Annotated in this window: 14 protein-coding genes; 7 read left to right on the plus strand and 7 right to left on the minus strand. The window is 73.6% G+C overall.

Annotated elements, in window-relative coordinates; translation table 11 throughout:
* Window positions 1–7: 7 nt before the first annotated feature.
* Genes accD through EMA17_RS21295 form a run of 3 tightly spaced genes read left to right on the plus strand, consistent with a single transcriptional unit; the run spans window position 8 to window position 3,609 of the window.
* Window positions 8–1,789, plus strand: a complete 1,782-nt coding sequence (gene accD / locus EMA17_RS21285; RefSeq protein ID WP_126638672.1) for an acetyl-CoA carboxylase, carboxyltransferase subunit beta — start codon at window positions 8–10, stop codon at window positions 1,787–1,789.
* A complete protein-coding gene (locus tag EMA17_RS21290; RefSeq protein WP_126638673.1) occupies window positions 1,786–2,256 on the plus strand; it encodes an acetyl-CoA carboxylase biotin carboxyl carrier protein in 471 nt (156 codons plus the stop codon). Before accD ends, EMA17_RS21290 begins: the two co-directional genes overlap by 4 nt.
* A 6-nt stretch (window positions 2,257–2,262) precedes the next feature.
* Window positions 2,263–3,609, plus strand: coding sequence for an acetyl-CoA carboxylase biotin carboxylase subunit (locus tag EMA17_RS21295; RefSeq protein ID WP_126638674.1), 1,347 nt, complete (start codon window positions 2,263–2,265; stop codon window positions 3,607–3,609).
* A 606-nt stretch (window positions 3,610–4,215) separates the two neighbouring features.
* On the opposite strand, the gene EMA17_RS21300 is transcribed toward EMA17_RS21295, so the two are convergent.
* Window positions 4,216–6,306, minus strand: a complete 2,091-nt coding sequence (locus EMA17_RS21300; RefSeq protein ID WP_126638675.1) for a GAF domain-containing sensor histidine kinase — start codon at window positions 6,304–6,306, stop codon at window positions 4,216–4,218.
* Window positions 6,307–6,539: 233 nt separating this feature from the next.
* Window positions 6,540–7,220 carry a response regulator gene (locus tag EMA17_RS21305; protein WP_246126802.1) on the minus strand — a complete coding sequence of 227 codons (681 nt, stop codon included), beginning with the start codon at window positions 7,218–7,220 and terminating at the stop codon, window positions 6,540–6,542.
* A 196-nt stretch (window positions 7,221–7,416) separates the two neighbouring features.
* Between EMA17_RS21305 and EMA17_RS21310 the strand changes: the two genes are divergently transcribed.
* The 3 genes from EMA17_RS21310 to EMA17_RS21320 all read left to right on the plus strand — a co-directional run bounded on the left by EMA17_RS21310 (window position 7,417) and on the right by EMA17_RS21320 (window position 9,818).
* Complete coding sequence (locus EMA17_RS21310) at window positions 7,417–8,496, plus strand: NAD(P)H-dependent amine dehydrogenase family protein (RefSeq protein WP_126638676.1); 1,080 nt, start codon at window positions 7,417–7,419, stop codon at window positions 8,494–8,496.
* Window positions 8,493–8,972 carry a carboxymuconolactone decarboxylase family protein gene (locus EMA17_RS21315; RefSeq protein WP_126638677.1) on the plus strand — a complete coding sequence of 160 codons (480 nt, stop codon included), beginning with the start codon at window positions 8,493–8,495 and terminating at the stop codon, window positions 8,970–8,972. The genes EMA17_RS21310 and EMA17_RS21315 overlap by 4 nt, the downstream gene beginning before the upstream one ends.
* 135 nt (window positions 8,973–9,107) lie before the next feature.
* Entirely contained in the window at window positions 9,108–9,818 is a 711-nt protein-coding gene (locus EMA17_RS21320) for a TetR/AcrR family transcriptional regulator (RefSeq protein WP_246126803.1), read from the plus strand.
* A 19-nt stretch (window positions 9,819–9,837) separates the two neighbouring features.
* On the opposite strand, the gene EMA17_RS21325 is transcribed toward EMA17_RS21320, so the two are convergent.
* A complete protein-coding gene (locus tag EMA17_RS21325) occupies window positions 9,838–10,212 on the minus strand; it encodes a cupin domain-containing protein (RefSeq protein ID WP_126638678.1) in 375 nt (124 codons plus the stop codon).
* 111 nt (window positions 10,213–10,323) lie between these two features.
* Between EMA17_RS21325 and EMA17_RS21330 the strand changes: the two genes are divergently transcribed.
* Window positions 10,324–10,764, plus strand: coding sequence for a MarR family winged helix-turn-helix transcriptional regulator (locus EMA17_RS21330; protein WP_126638679.1), 441 nt, complete (start codon window positions 10,324–10,326; stop codon window positions 10,762–10,764).
* A gap of 69 nt (window positions 10,765–10,833) precedes the next feature.
* On the opposite strand, the gene EMA17_RS21335 is transcribed toward EMA17_RS21330, so the two are convergent.
* The 4 genes from EMA17_RS21335 to EMA17_RS21350 form a co-directional block, all read right to left on the minus strand.
* Window positions 10,834–12,102, minus strand: a complete 1,269-nt coding sequence (locus EMA17_RS21335; protein ID WP_126638680.1) for an alpha/beta fold hydrolase — start codon at window positions 12,100–12,102, stop codon at window positions 10,834–10,836.
* A 13-nt stretch (window positions 12,103–12,115) separates the two neighbouring features.
* Window positions 12,116–12,859 carry a GntR family transcriptional regulator gene (locus tag EMA17_RS21340; RefSeq protein WP_246126804.1) on the minus strand — a complete coding sequence of 248 codons (744 nt, stop codon included), beginning with the start codon at window positions 12,857–12,859 and terminating at the stop codon, window positions 12,116–12,118.
* A gap of 166 nt (window positions 12,860–13,025) precedes the next feature.
* Complete coding sequence (locus EMA17_RS21345) at window positions 13,026–14,435, minus strand: aldehyde dehydrogenase family protein (RefSeq protein WP_126638829.1); 1,410 nt, start codon at window positions 14,433–14,435, stop codon at window positions 13,026–13,028.
* Window positions 14,436–14,605: 170 nt separating this feature from the next.
* The gene (locus tag EMA17_RS21350; protein ID WP_126638681.1) at window positions 14,606–15,517 is read right to left on the minus strand and encodes a dihydrodipicolinate synthase family protein; all 912 of its coding nucleotides are present in this window, start codon (window positions 15,515–15,517) and stop codon (window positions 14,606–14,608) included.
* Window positions 15,518–15,983 lie beyond the last annotated feature (466 nt).

Genomic DNA, 15,983 nt, shown 5'->3' on the forward strand with positions numbered 1-15,983 from the left:
GAGCCCGATGAACGCGAAAACCTCCGAGCCCGCCGCCTCCGCCGGGGCGCCGGCCACGGACTGGCTGGCCTGCCCGAGCTGTCGGGCGCTCGTCTACCGCAAACGGTTCGAGCGGGCCGACGGGGTGTGTCCGAGTTGCGGGGCGCACGCGCCGCTGAGTGCGGCGCGGCGGCTGGAGGCGCTGCTCGACCCGGGCAGCGCCCGGCCGTTGACCGCCGCCGAGACGGTGCACGACCCGCTGTCGTTCGCCGATCTGAAGCCGTATCCGGACCGGTTGTCCGCCGCCCGCGCGGCCACGGGGCACGCGGACGCGGTGCGGGTGGCGGCCGGCACGGTGAGCGGGCATCCGGTGGTGGTGGCCGCGATGGACTTCGCCTTCATGGGCGGCAGTCTGGGCGTCGCCGCCGGGGAGGCGGTGGCGATGGCCGCCGAGGCCGCGCTGGCCCGGCGGGCGCCGCTGGTCCTGGTCACCTCGTCGGGCGGCGCGCGGATGCAGGAGGGCGCGTTGGCGCTGATGCAGATGGCCAAGACCGCGGCGGCGATGGCGGCGCTCGACGAGGCCGGCATCCTCACGGTCACGGTGATCGCCGATCCGACCTACGGCGGGGTGGCCGCCTCGTTCGCCACCCTCGCCGACGTGGTGGTGTGCGAGCCCGGGGCCCGGATGGGCTTCGCCGGTCCGCGCGTGATCGAACAGACCATCGGGCAGCGGCTTCCGGACGGCTTCCAGACGGCCGAGTTCCTGCTGCGGCACGGCCTGGTGGACGCGGTGCACCCGCGCGGCGAACTGCGCCGTACGCTCGCGGTCCTGCTGGCCTCGGCGCGCGGACACCCCGACCACACCGGCCCGGCGCGCGCCGGCCGCGACGATCGGGTCGCGGAGCTGCCGCGTCCCGCACCGGCGCCGGTGGTGCGCGATCCCGCGCGGCTCGCCGTGCGGTCCGCGCCGGAGGTGGTCGCGGCGGCCCGGGACCTGCGGCGGCCGACCACGCGCGACCACCTCGCGTACTGGATGGACACCTTCGTCGAACTGCGCGGCGACCGGGCGGGCGCGGACTGCCCGGCGATCGTCGGCGGCCTCGGCACGGTGGAGGGCCGCGCCGTGGTGGTACTCGGCCACCAGAAGGGGCACACCACCGCCGAACTGGTGCGGGCCGACTTCGCGATGGCCTCGCCCGCCGGCTACCGCAAGGCGATCCGGCTGGCCCGGCTCGCGGAGAAGATCGGCGTGCCGCTGGTGACGCTGATCGACACCCCCGGCGCACATCCGGGGATCGAGGCGGAGCAGCAGGGCCAGGCCGGGGCGATCGCGGACTGCCTGCGGGTGTTCACCGGGCTGCGGGTGCCCGTGGTGGCGGTGGTCACCGGGGAGGGCGGCAGCGGCGGGGCGCTGGCGCTCGGCGTCGCCGATCGGGTGCTGATCGCCGCGAACGCGCTCTACTCGGTGATCAGCCCCGAGGGCTGCGCGGCGATCCTGTGGAAGACCCGGGAGGAGAGCCCGGCGGCGGCCCGCGCGCTGGGTCTCGACGCCCGGTCGCTGCTGGAGCTGGGCGTGGTGGACGGGGTGGTGCCCGAGCCCGAGGGCGGCGCGCAGGCCGATCCGGCCGCCGCGAGCCTGACCCTGCGCGACGCGGTGCTGGGCACGCTGGACGAACTCGCCGTGCTCGACCCGGCCGAACGCATGCGCCGACGGCGGCGACGACTGCGCGGCTTCGGACTGCCCGGGCCGACCGCGACCGGGACGGACCGGGCGCGCTTCGAGGACATCGACGAGGAGGAATCGGCATGACCGGCGCCGATCACCAGGGCCCGGCGGCCACCCTGGCCGCTCTGCACGCCGCGCTCGACCGGGTGTTGCGCGATGCCCCGCGACCACCCACGCACGTCGTGGTGCGGTCCGGAGGGGAGAGCATCGAGTTGACCTGGTCGGCCGCGGTCGCCCCGCCACCCGCACCCGAGGCGGCCCCACCCGCGCCGGTCGAGGCGGAGCAGCCGGCGGCGAGCGACGGACACCTCGTCCGCGCCCCGCTGGTCGGCACCTTCTACGTCGCGCCCGAACCCGGCGCGCCGCCGTTCGTCGCGGTCGGCGACCTCGTCGAGGCGGGCCAACAGGTGGCCATCATCGAGGCGATGAAGCTGATGAACCCGATCGAGGCGGACCGCGCCGGTCGGGTCACCGCCGTGCTGCTCAAGAACGGCGAGGGGGTCGGCTACGACGAGCCGCTCTTCGAACTCGACTGCGACGGGCAGGGGTGAACCACCGTGTTCGACACTGTACTGATCGCCAACCGGGGTGAGATCGCGCTGCGCGTGGTGCGCACCTGCCGGGACATGGGCATCACCAGCGTGGTGGTGCACTCGGGGGTGGACGCGGACTCGGCCGCGGTGCGCGCCGCCGACCGGCGGATCAACATCGGCCCGGCCGATCCGCGGCGCAGCTATCTCTACGCGCCGGCGGTGATCGAGGCGGCCCGGCTGACCGGGGCGCAGGCCGTGCATCCCGGATACGGATTCCTGTCCGAGGACCCGGACTTCGCCACGATCTGCGCGGAGAACGGGCTGGTCTTCGTCGGCCCGGCGGCCGACGTGATGGCCCGCCTCGGCGACAAGTCCACCGCCCGGCGGATGATGGCCGACGCCGGGCTGCCGGTGGTGCCGGGCTCGCGCGAGCCGGTGGGCACCGCCGACGAGGCGGCCGAGGTGGCGCGGCGGATCGGCTACCCGCTGATCGTCAAGGCGGTCGCGGGCGGGGGCGGCCGCGGGATGGCGGTGGTGCGCGACGCCGGCGCGCTGCTGCCCACGTTTCGGGCCACCCGCGCCTCGGCCCAGGCGGCGTTCGGCGACAACCGCGTGTACCTGGAGCAATACCTGCACGGCGCCCGGCACATCGAGATCCAGGTCCTGGCCGACGGGCACGGCAACGTGGTGCATCTCGGCGAGCGCGACTGTTCGGTGCAGCGCCGACATCAAAAGCTGATCGAGGAGTCGCCGGCCCCGGAGTTGCCCGCGGGACTGGCCGATCGACTGGCCGGCCACGCGGTGGCCGGGTGTCGGGCCGCGGGGTATCGCGGCGCCGGCACCTTCGAGTTCCTGGTGCGTGGTGACGAGGCGGCGTTCATCGAGGTGAACTCGCGGATCCAGGTGGAGCATCCGGTGACCGAGATGGTCACCGGGATCGACATCGTCCGCGAGCAGCTGCGCATCGCCGCCGGGGAACCGCTGGGCTTCGACCAGGATCGGGTGCGGCGGCGCGGGGCCTCGGTGGAGTGTCGGATCAACGCCGAGGACCCGGCGCGCGACTTCGCGCCGTGTCCCGGCACGCTGACCGCGTTCCACGCGCCGGGCGGGCCGTTCGTCCGGGTCGACACGCACGCGTTCCCGGGGGCGCAGGCCCGCCCCGAGTACGACTCGCTGCTGGCCAAGGTGGTCACGTGGGGGCAGGACCGGGATCAGGCGCTGGCCCGGATGCGCCGGGCGCTGGGCGAACTGCGGGTGGAGGGACCCGGCGTGCACACCACGGCCGGGCTGCTCGCCGACGTGCTCGACGACCCGGACTTCCGGGCGGGCCGACACGACACGACCCTGCTGGACCGGCGCGCGGCGTCCTGACGACGAGGGCATCCGGCGCGTCGACGCAGGGTGCCCCGTCCGGCCGGGCGCCGGCTTGCGGCGCGAAACCCGGCCGGCCGAGGAGCCTTCGAGGCGTCGGCCGGTTCGGTGCGTCGGACGTGCGCATGATCTCGCCCCCATCGCCGGACGCGATGGGGGCGAGATTCCCGCTGTTCGACTGTTTCCCGATGTCCGGATCCCGATGTCACCGCCCGGGTGGATCGGGATCCGCGACGATGGGCGCTCCGCCGGCGCGCCGGGCCTACGGCGGGTAGCGATGGCCCGGGTCGGAGGTGTGCGGATGGCCCGATCCCGACGGCCGGTGTGGCTTGCCCGGTTTCCCCGGCTTCCCGGGCTTCCCCGGTTTCGACGGGTGTTCACCACCCGGCTCGTCCGGTTCGCTCGGGTCGGGCAGCACGAAGCACTTCGGGTTCGGCGGCGTGCACGAGGCACTCGGGTCGATCCCATTCGGCTCCGGTGGCTGTTCGCCCTTCGGGTGGGGGTGGTGCGACATGTCGTCCTCCGTGGTGATTGGGTGGGGATGCGGTGCTCCTGTTCTGCGACCGCTCCTCCACTCTCACGCAGCGCCGTCCCGGGCGCATGTGATCATGGTCCCGGCCCGGTCCGGGGTATGTCCCGGGTGTGTGGGCCGGGGCGCGGGATCACCGCACGCACGGTGGTGCCGTGTGCGTCCCTGGTCGCGGTGAAGGTGCCGCCCAGTTCCTCGGCACGATCGGCCATCGAGCGCAGGCCCACCCCACCGCCCGCGGCGTCGGGGCCGGCCGGGTCGGGGGCGAGGCCCACACCGTCGTCGGTGATCTCGACGCTCACTCGGGTGTCGCTGATCCGGATGGCGAGCGCGGCGTGTCGGGCGCGGGCGTGCCGCACCACGTTGTTCAGTGCCTCGCCACAGATCCGGTAGACGGCGACCTCGACGGCCGGGGGCAGCTCCGGTGGCGGGTCGGGGTCGAAGGCGATCTCGATCCGGGGGTGCCCGTCGGGGCCGGCGTCCAAGCGGTGCGCGGCTTCGCGCAGGGCGCCGGCGAGGCCCAGGCGCAGCAGCGCGGCGGGGGCGAGCCCGTCGGTGATCCGGCGCAGTTCGGTGATCGCTTCGCCGATGCCCTGCGAGGCGATTCCGAGGGTGCCGGCGGCGGGGGTGTCGGGGGGTACACAGGCTCGGGCGGTGTCGACCTGGAGGCGGGTGCCGGACAGCGCGGGGCCGAGGCCGTCGTGCAGGTCGTGCCGCAACCGGCGGCGGGCCTCCTCGCGGGCGAGCACGATGCGCTCCCGGCTCTCCTGCAACTCCTCGTACAGGCGCAGCGACGCGACGGCGGGGGCGGCCTGGTCGGCGAGGAGACGCAGCAGGTCCACGTCCTGCCGGTCGAGCGTGGTCTGGCCGACGCGTGGCGGTACGGACAACCGCCCGATCACGGCCCCCTCGTAGGCGAGCGGGAATTCGGTGCGGTCGTCGGGGAGAGTGCCCAGGTGCGCGAGTTCGCGTTCGCCGCGCCGGGTGTCGACGACGACGCTCGCACCGGGCAGGCCGAGGGTGTGTACGACGGTGCGGCACAACAACTCGGGGGCCGCGCCGGGAGCGACCGCGCGACTGAGTTGTTCGGCCAGGTCGCGGACCACCTGGTAGGGCTTGGCGCGTTCGCCGTAGTAGAAGCGATCGACCAGGCGCGCGCCCCATGCGACGGTCGGGCGCAGCAGCGCGCCGATGACGAGCGCGCCGCCGGCCACCACGATGGCGCCGGAGCTGTCGGCACCGGGCAGGCGGTCGGACAGTTGCACGGCGATCGCCAGGTATCCGCCCATGAGTACGGCGGCCAGCGCGAACGAGGCCAACACCCGGGAGACGGAGCGGTCCAGATGTCGGCGTCGGTCCCGGGCGAAGGCGTACGCGAAGGAGAGCTGCCACACGACGATGCCCCCGTAGATCAGGAAGTTGTAGACCGAGTCCGAGAGTTCGAGGTGGTAGCCGAGGAATTCCACGGCGAGCCAGAACACGTAGGGCAGCAGCGGTAGGAAGCGCACCGCGTGCGGGCCGGGGGAGCGCACCCAGCGCACCGTCATGATGGTCAGGCTCATGGCGATGACCAGGGGTGGGATCAGCTCCTGGTGCGGGGTGATCCAATCGTTCAGCCACCGTTCCACGTCGGCCCACACGCCCTGGTCCAGGAAGCCGGGCAGGCCGTACCAGTCGAAGCTTGCGTAGTCGCGGTAGGCGTGTACCGCGCTCCACCCCGCGACCAGCACGGCCCACACCCGCACGACGCGCGAGCGGGGCAGCCGACCGTCGGGGAGCCACAGGGGCAGCGCGTACATGGTGAACAGGTACACGGTGTCGGCGATCAGCCACAGCGTGATGGCGAACGCGGACCAGCCCGGTCCGGCGTCGGCGAACACGGCGCACAGCAACACCGCGTAGCCGACGGTGACCGCGACTCCGGTGTAGAGCAGCAGCCGGCCCAGACCGGGCGCCGAGCGGCGGGCGAGCACGAACAGACCGGACAGCGCGAAGGCACAACCGATCAGCACGAACACACCGACCAGGCCGGGGTTGGGGGCCAGGCGCGGGTCGTCGAGGTGGGTGATCAGCAGGACCAGGGCGACGAGACAGCTCAGCAGGCTGACGGCACCCGCTCCGTAGACCCGGGCGGGTCCCGCACGTTGCTCCAGCGCAGTGATGGGCATGTGGCCTCCTCACGGGACGTCGGCGGGGACGTCGCGGACGAGTGGAGCGGGGCCGCCGCCGGCGGATCCGACACGTGGATGCCATCTGCGTTCGCCGGTCCCAGCGTGCGGCTCCCGTGGTCCCGGGCGCGGGAGGCACCGGTCCCGAGACGGTCCCGGGGTGGTCGGGACACCGTGGCGGGGTGAGCGGGGTGCGGCCCGGGACGTGCCGGTCGGTCCCGGCAGGCGCCGGTTCAGGGTTCGGTGGGCTCGTCGGCGCCCAGACCGACGTCGCGGGCCCGGGCCACCGCCTCGGCGCGGGTGCTCACGTGCAGCTTTTCGAAGATGTGGGTGATGTGGTTGCGTACGGTCTTCTCGGCGAGGAAGAGCCGACGCGCGATGCGTCGGTTGTCCAGGCCGCGGGCGAGCAGGTCGAGCACCTCGCATTCGCGGTCGGTGAGCTCGGGGAAGACCCGCTCGCCGCCGCGCCCGGCGGTGCCGGCGAGCAGCGCGGTCAGTCGGGGCACGGTCTGCGCGCCGAAGACCGCGCCGCCGCCGGCGACGGTGCGCACGGCGTGCAGGACCTCGTCCCGGGCGGCGCCCTTGACCAGATAGCCGCCGGCACCCGCGCGTATCGCGGCGAGCAGGCTGCCGTCGTCGTCGGACATGGTCAGCACCAGGACCGGCACCGGCGTGTCGGCGACCAGGGCGCGGGTGGCCTCGATGCCCGAACCGTCGGGCAGGTTGAGGTCCATCACGACCAGGTCCGGCCGATGTTCGGCGACCGCCGGGGCCACCGCGGCGGCGGTCTCCACCTCGGCGACGACGAGGATGTCACCGGCGCTCTCCAGGGCCGCCCGCAGGCCGGCGCGGAACAGCGGATGATCGTCGACGATCACGATTCGCAGCGGCACGGACCCGCGTTCACCAACCACGCGGTACATACTACGCGTGAACAGGTCGTTACATCTCGTAGCTTCCGTGTGTGGCGACGCCGGCGTCGCGACCCGGTCGGCCCGAGCCCTCGCGGCGTCCCCCGATCGGCCCGGTTGTGGCGCAACTGCCCCAACCGGTCAGGTTTTCCGGGCATGGCCCTAGGAACCGCAGGCACCCGTCGCTACCCTCCAGCGCATGATTTCCACGGTTGTCTGGGGTACCGGCAACGTCGGTCGCGCGGCCATTCGAGCCGTCGAGGCCCATCCGGCGCTCGACCTCGCGGCGGTGCTCGTGCACAACCCGGACAAGGTCGGCCGCGACGCGGGCGAACTCGCCGGACTCGACGGGACGCTGGGGGTCGCGGCGACCGACGACATCGACGCGGTGCTGGCCGCCGGACCGGGGGCCGTGGTGTACGCGGCGTCCGGCGACATCCGCCCCGACGAGGCGCTGGCCGACATCGTGCGGGCGATCGAGGCGGGCGCGGTGGTGGTCACACCCGCCCTGTACGCGCTCTACGACCCGACCAACGCCCCGGCCGAGCTGCGCGATCCGGTGCTGGCGGCGATCGCGGCGGGCGGTGGCTCGTTGTTCGTCTCCGGCGTCGACCCGGGGTGGGGCAACGACGTACTGCCGCTGCTGATCAGCGGATTGGGCACCACCGTGGACACGATCCGCTGCCAGGAGATCTTCGACTACTCCACCTACGACCAGGAGGACTCGGTCCGCAACCTGGTCGGTATGGGCCAACCCATGGACTACGGCGCGCCGATGTTGTGGCCGGACATGCCGACCATGGTGTGGGGCGGGCAGATCCGGTTGATGGCCCGGGCGCTCGGCGTGGAACTGGACGAGATCCGCGAGACGATGGACCGCCGGGCGCTGGAGAGCACCGTGCGGACCTCGACGATGGGCGAGTTCGCGGCGGGCACGCAGGGTGCGGTCCGGTTCGAGGTGCAGGGCATCGTCGAGGGCGAACCGCGCATCGTGATCGAACACGTCACCCGGATCCACCCGTCCTGCGCGCCCGACTGGCCGACGCCGCCCGACGGGGCCGGGGCGCACCGCGTGGTGATCGAGGGCCGGCCGCGGATCGAGGTCACGGTCGAGGCCACGGACGAGGGCGAGAACCGATCCGCCGGCGGCAACGCCACCGCCGTCGGCCGCCTGGTGGGCGCCATCGACTGGCTCGTGGCCGCCGAACCCGGGCTCTACGACGCACTCGACATCCCCCTTCGGCCGGCCGTGGGCAAACTCGGAAGGAAACACGCATGAGGATCGACATCCCCGAGGACAAGGACCCGATCGCCTACGTCTGGGGCGAGATGGTGCCGGAGATCGGCATCGCCGCCTCGACCTTCTCGATGAAGGTCTACGACCACACCACGCTCGGCCTGCGCGAGTTCGAGGCCGCGCGGTTGCGGATCGCGCAGATCAACGGCTGCGTGTTCTGCCTGGACTGGCGCACCGAACGGGACGGGGAGAAGGTCGAGGACGGTTTCGACGAGGCGGTCGCGCAGTGGCGCACCACCGAGGTCTTCGACGACCGCACCCGACTGGCCGCGGAGTACGCCGAGCGCTACGCGGAGGACCACCACAACCTGGACGACGAGTTCTGGGCCCGGATGTCCGCGCGGTACAGCCAGGCCGAGATCGTGGAGCTGAGCATGGCGATCGGCTCCTGGCTGGCCTTCGGCCGGCTCAACCACGTGCTGGGCCTCGACACGGTGTGCGTACTCACGCAGCACTGACGCGGACCGGCCGGGCGCGGGTGCCCCGGCCGCCCGGTCGGCGGGCGGCCGGCGCGACCGCGAGCGGTCGCGCCGACTCCGAATTCGACGTACGAGCGTTCGTATGGATCGGGCGGGGCGTGCGAGGATGGAGGCATGAGTGCGACACGCCCCGATTCGGCGGCCGGGTCGGCCCGCGAGCCGGTGGATCCGGCCGATGCCGTCGATCCGGTGGACGTGATGGAGCCGGTGGATCCGGTCGTGTCCGGGACGACCGATCGGCGGCTGTTGCGGGGCGCTCGGGCCCGGCAGGCGATCGCACGGCACGCCGTCGATGTCGCCTCCCTGGAGGGGCTGAACGGCCTCAGCATCGGTCGCCTGGCCGGTGACCTGGGGCTGAGCAAGAGCGGCATCGCCACCCTCTTCGGCACCAAGGAGAAATTGCAGCTCGCCGCCGTCGCCTGGGCGCACGCGGCCTTCCTCGACGCGGTCGTGCGCCCCGCCTCCGTCGCCCCGCGCGGCGCCGCGCGGCTGCGGGCGCTGATCGAACACTGGCTCGGCTACGCCGAGACGCCGCTGTTCGCGGGCGGCTGCTTCTGGGCCGCCAACCTCCCCGACTTCGACAGCCGGCCCGGCCCGGTCCGGGACGAACTGCTCCAACACCATCGGGGCTGGTTGGCGCTGCTGGCCGGCGAGGTGCGCCGGGCCGTCGAGGCCGGCGAGATCGTGGACCCCGACGCGGACCTGGCGGCCTTCCAGATCGACGCGGTGCTCACCGCGGCGAACACCGCGCTGCGCCTGGGCGACGCGGACGCGCCGGACCGGGTCCGCCGGGTCGTCGACACGCTGCTCGTGCCGCCGGCGTGAGGCCCGGGCGCGCGGCGGGTCAGGCGGCCCACGGCGGGATGAACGGCTCCCGGCCGGCGAGCAGGGCCAGGCCGCCGACCGGGAGGATCGCCACCGCCTCGAACGGGTCAGGACCGGGGTTGGCGAGGGTGAACAGCGTGTCGGCCGGGACGATCAGCGCGTCGCCGGGGCCGACGTCGAAGGTGTCGCCGTCCATGGTGACGACGGCCCGGCCGGAGAGCGCCACGAAGATCTCCTCCCGGGACAGGGCGTGCGGCGGACCCGCCGCACCCGGTTCGAGGGTCACCCGCCAGGCCGAGTTCTCGCCGGAACCCCGGCTGGGGGCGGCCAACCCGACGAAGGTGGCGTGGCCGTTGTCGAAGACGGGGGCGTCGGCGGCCTTGACGAGCGGCATGGTGGTTCCTCCGGGTGATATCAACGGCTATGGTGAGCACCCTGAGTGTTCAACCGAGGTTGACAACCAAGGTGTGTAACCAGAGTTGAACATATGCGGGAGAGGCCGTCAATGGATTTCGGATTGTTGCTCGGGCACGCCTACGAGTCGTTCGTCCAGGAACTGCACGCGCACCTGACCGCCAACGGCGCGACCGTCGTGGGCGCGTCGTACGGCTTCGTGCTGCGCACCCTGGACGTGGCGGCGGTCACCACGAGCCAACTCGGCGACCGGCTCGGGATCACCGCGCAGGGGGCGGCGAAGATCGTCGACGACATGGTGGCGGCGGGATACGTGGAACGGCGGCCCGACCCGGCCGACGGTCGGGCCAAGCGGCTGTACCTGTCACCGGAGGGCCGCGAACTGCTCGATCGGGTCCGGGCGTTCCACGCCGACTTCGAACGCCGCCTGGCCGAACGGCTCGGCGCCGAGAACGTGGCGACCACGCGCGAGGTGTTGTCCCGCGTCGTGGCGACCACGTCCGACTCCACGCGCCTGTTCCGGTCCGTGTAACCGCCGTCGGACCCGGGTCGGGCCGCGTCCTCGCGGCCCGACCCGGGTCCGGCGGCGGTGCGGGCGGGGTCAGACCACGCCGGCCGTCATGTCCATCAGGCGGGACAGGACCGTGGCGCCGGAGGCGGCGACGCCGTCGTGCTCCCACTCGTTGGTGACCCAGGTCCGGACCGCGCCGACCTCGCGGGCGGTGCGCAGGGACAGTCCGGCGTCGACGTACATGTCGTCGTGGTAGACGATCGCCGCGACCGGGACCCGGTTGGCGGCCAGCCGCGCGGGGTCGTACAGCGGCGCCCAGTCGGCGCGTTCGGCGAGCAGGTGGGCGGCCTCGGCGAACGGGCGCAGGCCGGCGATCTCGTCGAACATCCAGGGATGGATGGTCTCGCCGGTGAGCAGCAGCGGGTCCGCGTCGTCGGCGAAGTCCGCGAACCCGGTGTGGGTGCGCTCGGCGGCCCATCCGGTGGGGCCCGCGCCCTGGGCGTAGACGGACTCGTGGAGCACCGCGTACAACGGGTTGTCGACGAACCCGGTCAGCGTGGCCACCTGGCGCAGGAAGGTGTCGGAGAGTTCGCCGGTCGCGGGGTCCAGGGCCTCGTCGAGCAGCCAGTGCACCCGTTCGAAGCCGTCGCCCATGCCGAACACCTGGCCCAGGGTGCGCAGTCGACGCACCGTCAGCACATCGCCGTCGGGCAGTCGCACGCCGCCGTCGGCGACCGTGTCGGCGATTCGGCGCAGGCGGGCCACGTCGTCCGGGTAGCGCTCGCGGAACTCGGCGTTCTTGTCCCGGATGCGCGGGTAGGTCAGCGCGTACACGTCGTCCGCCGTGGCGGACAGGCCGGGCAGCCCGCCGGTGATGTGGCAGCGGCGCAGTCCCTCCGGGGCCAGCGACAGGTAGCTGAGCGTGATGAAGCCACCGTAGCTCTGGCCGAGCGTCTCCCAGGGTTCGTCGTCGCACAGCGCGCGGCGGATCGCCTCGGCGTCGGCGACGATCGAGTCGGCGCGGAAGTGCCCGAGGTGGGCGGCCAGTTCGTCGGCGGAGCGGAACCGGGCGGCGGCCCGGGCGGTCACCGGGGTGCTGCGTCCGGTGCCGCGCTGGTCCAGAAGCAGGACGCGGTGGGTCCTGGTGGCGTGCCGCAGCCAGCCGGGGGATCCGGAGATCGGACGCGGCGACTTGCCGCCCGGGCCGCCCTGGAGGTAGAGCAGCCACGGCAGCTTCTCGTGGGCGCGGGCGGGATCGACGACCTCGCGGGCGAAGACGTCGATCCGGGGACCGGTCGGATCCCGGTGGTCCAGCGGCAGCGGGAACACGTGGTCGGTGATCGTGTATCGGTGGTTCATGGGGGAGTTCGCCCTACTCTTCCGGTGTGGACTCGCGCGCCCGGTCGGACCAGAGCGAGCGGATGTGGCCGAGGTGTTCGCTCATCGCACGGCGTACGCCGGCCGCGTCGCCGGCGAGCAACAGGTCGAGGATCTCCTCGTGTTCCCGAGCCGAGGCGACCAGCGTGCCACGCTCGGCGAGTTGGGTGAGGCCGTACAGCCGCGAGCGCTTGCGCAGGTCGCCGACCACCTCGACGAGGCGGCGGTTGCCGCCGAGTTCGAGCAGGCCGAGGTGGAACTGGCGGTCGGATTCGAGGTATCCGATCAGGTCGCGGCGTTCGGCGGCGGCCACGATGGCGGCGGCCACCGGGCGCAGCGCCTCCAGGGCCGCGTGGTCGGCGGTCTCGGCGAGGCGCTCGATCACCGGGATCTCGATCAGCGCCCGGATCTCGGTGTATTCGTCGAGGTCGCGGCCGGACAGCGCGGTCACCCGGAAGCCCTTGTTGCGGACCACCTCGACCAGACCCTCCTTGACGAGGTCGAGCATCGCCTCGCGCACGGGGGTGGCCGAGACGCGGAACTGGGCGGCCAGGCTCGGTGCCGAGTAGACGACGTCGGGGCGCAGCTCGCCGGCGATCAGGGCGGCGCGCAGCGCGTGCGTGACCTGATCGCGCAGACTGCGGTGCTCCCGCACCGACGGCAGGTTCAGCGAGCCCGGGGTGTTCCCGGCGCCGTTCCCGAGGACGTGCCCGCTCGATGCTTCGGCGTCCGCGCTCATCTGGTTGTCCTTCCTCGGGACCGGATACGATCCGGCCTTTGTACGATGTGCAATGGCACAGCGTAGCCGCCACCGCGCCCGAAGCCTCCTCTCCGTCGTGATCTCTTTGTGTGCCGGTGTGCCGACCGGGTGCCGGCGGGGTGCCGGTCGCGGGTCGACCGCGCAGCTACGGCGTGCCGGTGGGGTCCGCCGGGAGCAGGCTCACGGTGCGTACCGAGGTGTAGAAGTCGGCGGCGGCGCGGCCCTGTTCGCGGGGGCCGTGGCTGGATGCCTTGGTGCCGCCGAAGGGCAGGTGGAAGTCGACGCCGGTGGTCGGCGCGTTGACCTTGACCAGGCCGGTGTCGATCCGGTCGACCACGGTCAGCGCGGCGTCGAGGTCGCGGGTGTGTACGGAGGTGACCAGCCCGTGCGGCACGTCGCGGGCCAGTTCCAGGGCCTCGGTGAGGTCGGCGGCGGTCTGCAGGACGGCGACCGGGCCGAAGACCTCCTCGCGCAGGATCGGGTGGCCGGCGGGGACCCGCTCCAGGATGGTCGGGGCGGTGTACCAGCCCGGGCCCTCGGGGGTCTCGCTCGTGGCCAGGACCCTCGCGCCGGCGCCGGTCGCGGCGTCGATCGCGGCGCGTACCCGGTCGCGGGCCGCCTCGCCGATCACCGGTCCGCACACCGTGGCCGCGTCGCGGGGGTCGCCCACGGTCAGGGCGCGGGCGGCGGCGGCCAGGGCCGCGCGCAGCGGGTCGGGGTCGCCGACCACGATGATCCGGCCGGTGGCGGTGCACTTCTGGCCCGCGTAGCCGAACGCGGCCGCGATCAGCTGGCCGGCGGTGGTGCGCACGTCGGCGTCCGGGAGCACCAGCGCGGCATTGCAGCCGCCCAGTTCGGCCTGTACCGGGACGCCCCGGGCGGTGGCGGCGCGGACCACCTCCTGCCCGACGGCCGTGGAGCCGGTGAAGGAGACCACGTCGGCGGCCTCGACCACGGCCGCGCCGGTGGCGGCCTCGCCGGGCAGCACGGTGAACACGTCGGCGGGCAGCACGTCGGCCAGCAGTTCGGCCAGGCGCAGTGCGCAGCCGAGGGCCTGCGGGGCGGGCTTGAGCAGGACCGCGTTGCCGGTGGCGAGCGCGGGCGCGGCCTTCCACAGCGGGATGGCCAGCGGGAAGTTCCACGGCGTGATCAGTCCGGCCACGCCGTGCGGGCGACGGCGGGTGAGCAACAGGCCGGGGCCGGCGGCGGCTTCGTGCACCGTGCCGACCGGGTCGTAGGCCTGCTGGGCGTTGTAGCGCAGGATGGCGACGGTGCGGGCGACCTCGCCGCGGGCCTCGGTGATCGGCTTGCCGACCTCGCGCACGATCAGGTCGGCGAGGTCGCCGGCCGCCGCGGCGAGCCGGTCGGCGGCGGCGTCGAGCGCGGCGCAGCGGGCGCCGGCGCCGGCGTCGAGCCAGGCCCGCTGCGCGATCCGGGCCCGCTCGGCGGCCCGACGCACGTCGGCGGGCGCGACGGCCGGCGCCTCGGCGACCCGCGTGTCGGGGTCGGCGGGGTCGTGGCTGCGGACGGACGGTGCGGTGGTGGTGGTCACGATGGCAAGCCCTTCGGGAAGGGAACGGTGGGGGCGGGTGGCGTCGGTGCGGTCGGCCGGCGGCCCGCGACGGGCGTGGCTCGGAGCGATGCCCGGGGTGGGCGAGGGTGGTGTCGCGGGCCGGAGGCGGGTGTGGGCCGGAGGTCGGGGCCCGTCGGTCGCGGGTCGGTCGGTCAGGTCAGCCCGGCGGCGACGGCGCGTTCGGTGGCTCGGCGCACGGTGTCCCGGGCCTCGGCGGAGAGCGGGCGGCGCGGCGGGCGGCAGGGGCCGCCGGGCTTGCCGACCACATCCATGGACAGCTTGATCGCCTGGACGAACTCGGTGCGGGTGTCCCAGCGCAGCAGCGGGTGCAGGATGTCGTACAGCTCGCGGGCGCGGACCAGGTCGCCGGCGCGCGTGGCGTGGTACAGCTCGGCGCAGGCGGTCGGCAGCACGTTGGAGAAGCCGCCGATCCAGCCCTTGGCGCCGCCCACGGCCAGCTCCAGGAGCACATCGTCGGCGCCGGCCAACAGGTCGAGGTCGGGGGCGAGTTCGGCGATCCGGTAGGCGCGCCGGGGGTCGCCGCTGAACTCCTTGACGCCGACGATGTGACCGTCGGCGTGCAGCTTGGCGAGCAGTTCGGGGGACAGGTCGACCCGGGTGTCGAACGGGTTGTTGTAGGCGACGATCGGCAGGCCGACCGCGGCCACGTCGGCGTAGTGCGCGTGCACCTCGGCGTCGTCGGCGCGGTAGGCGTTCGGCGGCAGCAGCATCACCGCCCGGGCGCCGGCCTCGGCGGCCTGTTCGGTCCAGCGGCGGGCCTCGGTGGAGCCGTACGCGGCGACTCCCGGCATCACCCGGTCGCCGCCGATGGCCTCGATCGCGACCTCGACCACGCGGGCGCGTTCCTCCGGCGTGAGGGTCTGGTACTCGCCCAGGGATCCGTTGGGCACGACGCCGTCGCAACCCGCCTCGACCAGCTCGCGCAGGTGGTCGGCGAACGCGTCGTAGTCGATGCTCAGGTCGGTCCGCAACGGCAGGGTGGTGGCGACCATGAGGCCGCGCCAGGGGCGCGGTGTGCGGTCGGCGGTGGTCGGTGCGGACATGGGAACTCCTTGACGGGTCGGGCGAATCGGATGGTGGCGCGCACTGCGGAGGCGGCCCCCGGGCAGGCCCTCGGACCGGCCCTGCCGGCCGCGCGGGCCGGGCGCGGGTCGAGGGGCGGGTGACGGGGGAGGGCGGGTGCCGGTCGCCGGCGAGGCGGACGACCGGACCCCGGGCGCCGGGGCCGGGGGTGCGGCGCCGACGCCGGTCCATGTCGGCTCGTGCGACGTCGTTGTCGCAGGGCTCGGCTCCGGTCACCTCAGTACAATGTCACATGGCTCTCCGTTGCGCCAGTCCCCCGACGGAGGCGGCCGAAAAATGACCGCGAGGGTAAAACCGCAGGTGAAAGGTAAAGGAAAAGTAAATACAATGTCGCACCTCAAATGTGACACGGCCTAAACCTTGACCCTTGGATCACCCGTGGGCAGAGTTCCCCACCACCACCCACCCCGCCGCCTCCCGAGAGGC

It is taken from the genome of Embleya hyalina (assembly GCF_003967355.1).
Classification (GTDB): Bacteria; Actinomycetota; Actinomycetes; order Streptomycetales; family Streptomycetaceae; genus Embleya; species Embleya hyalina.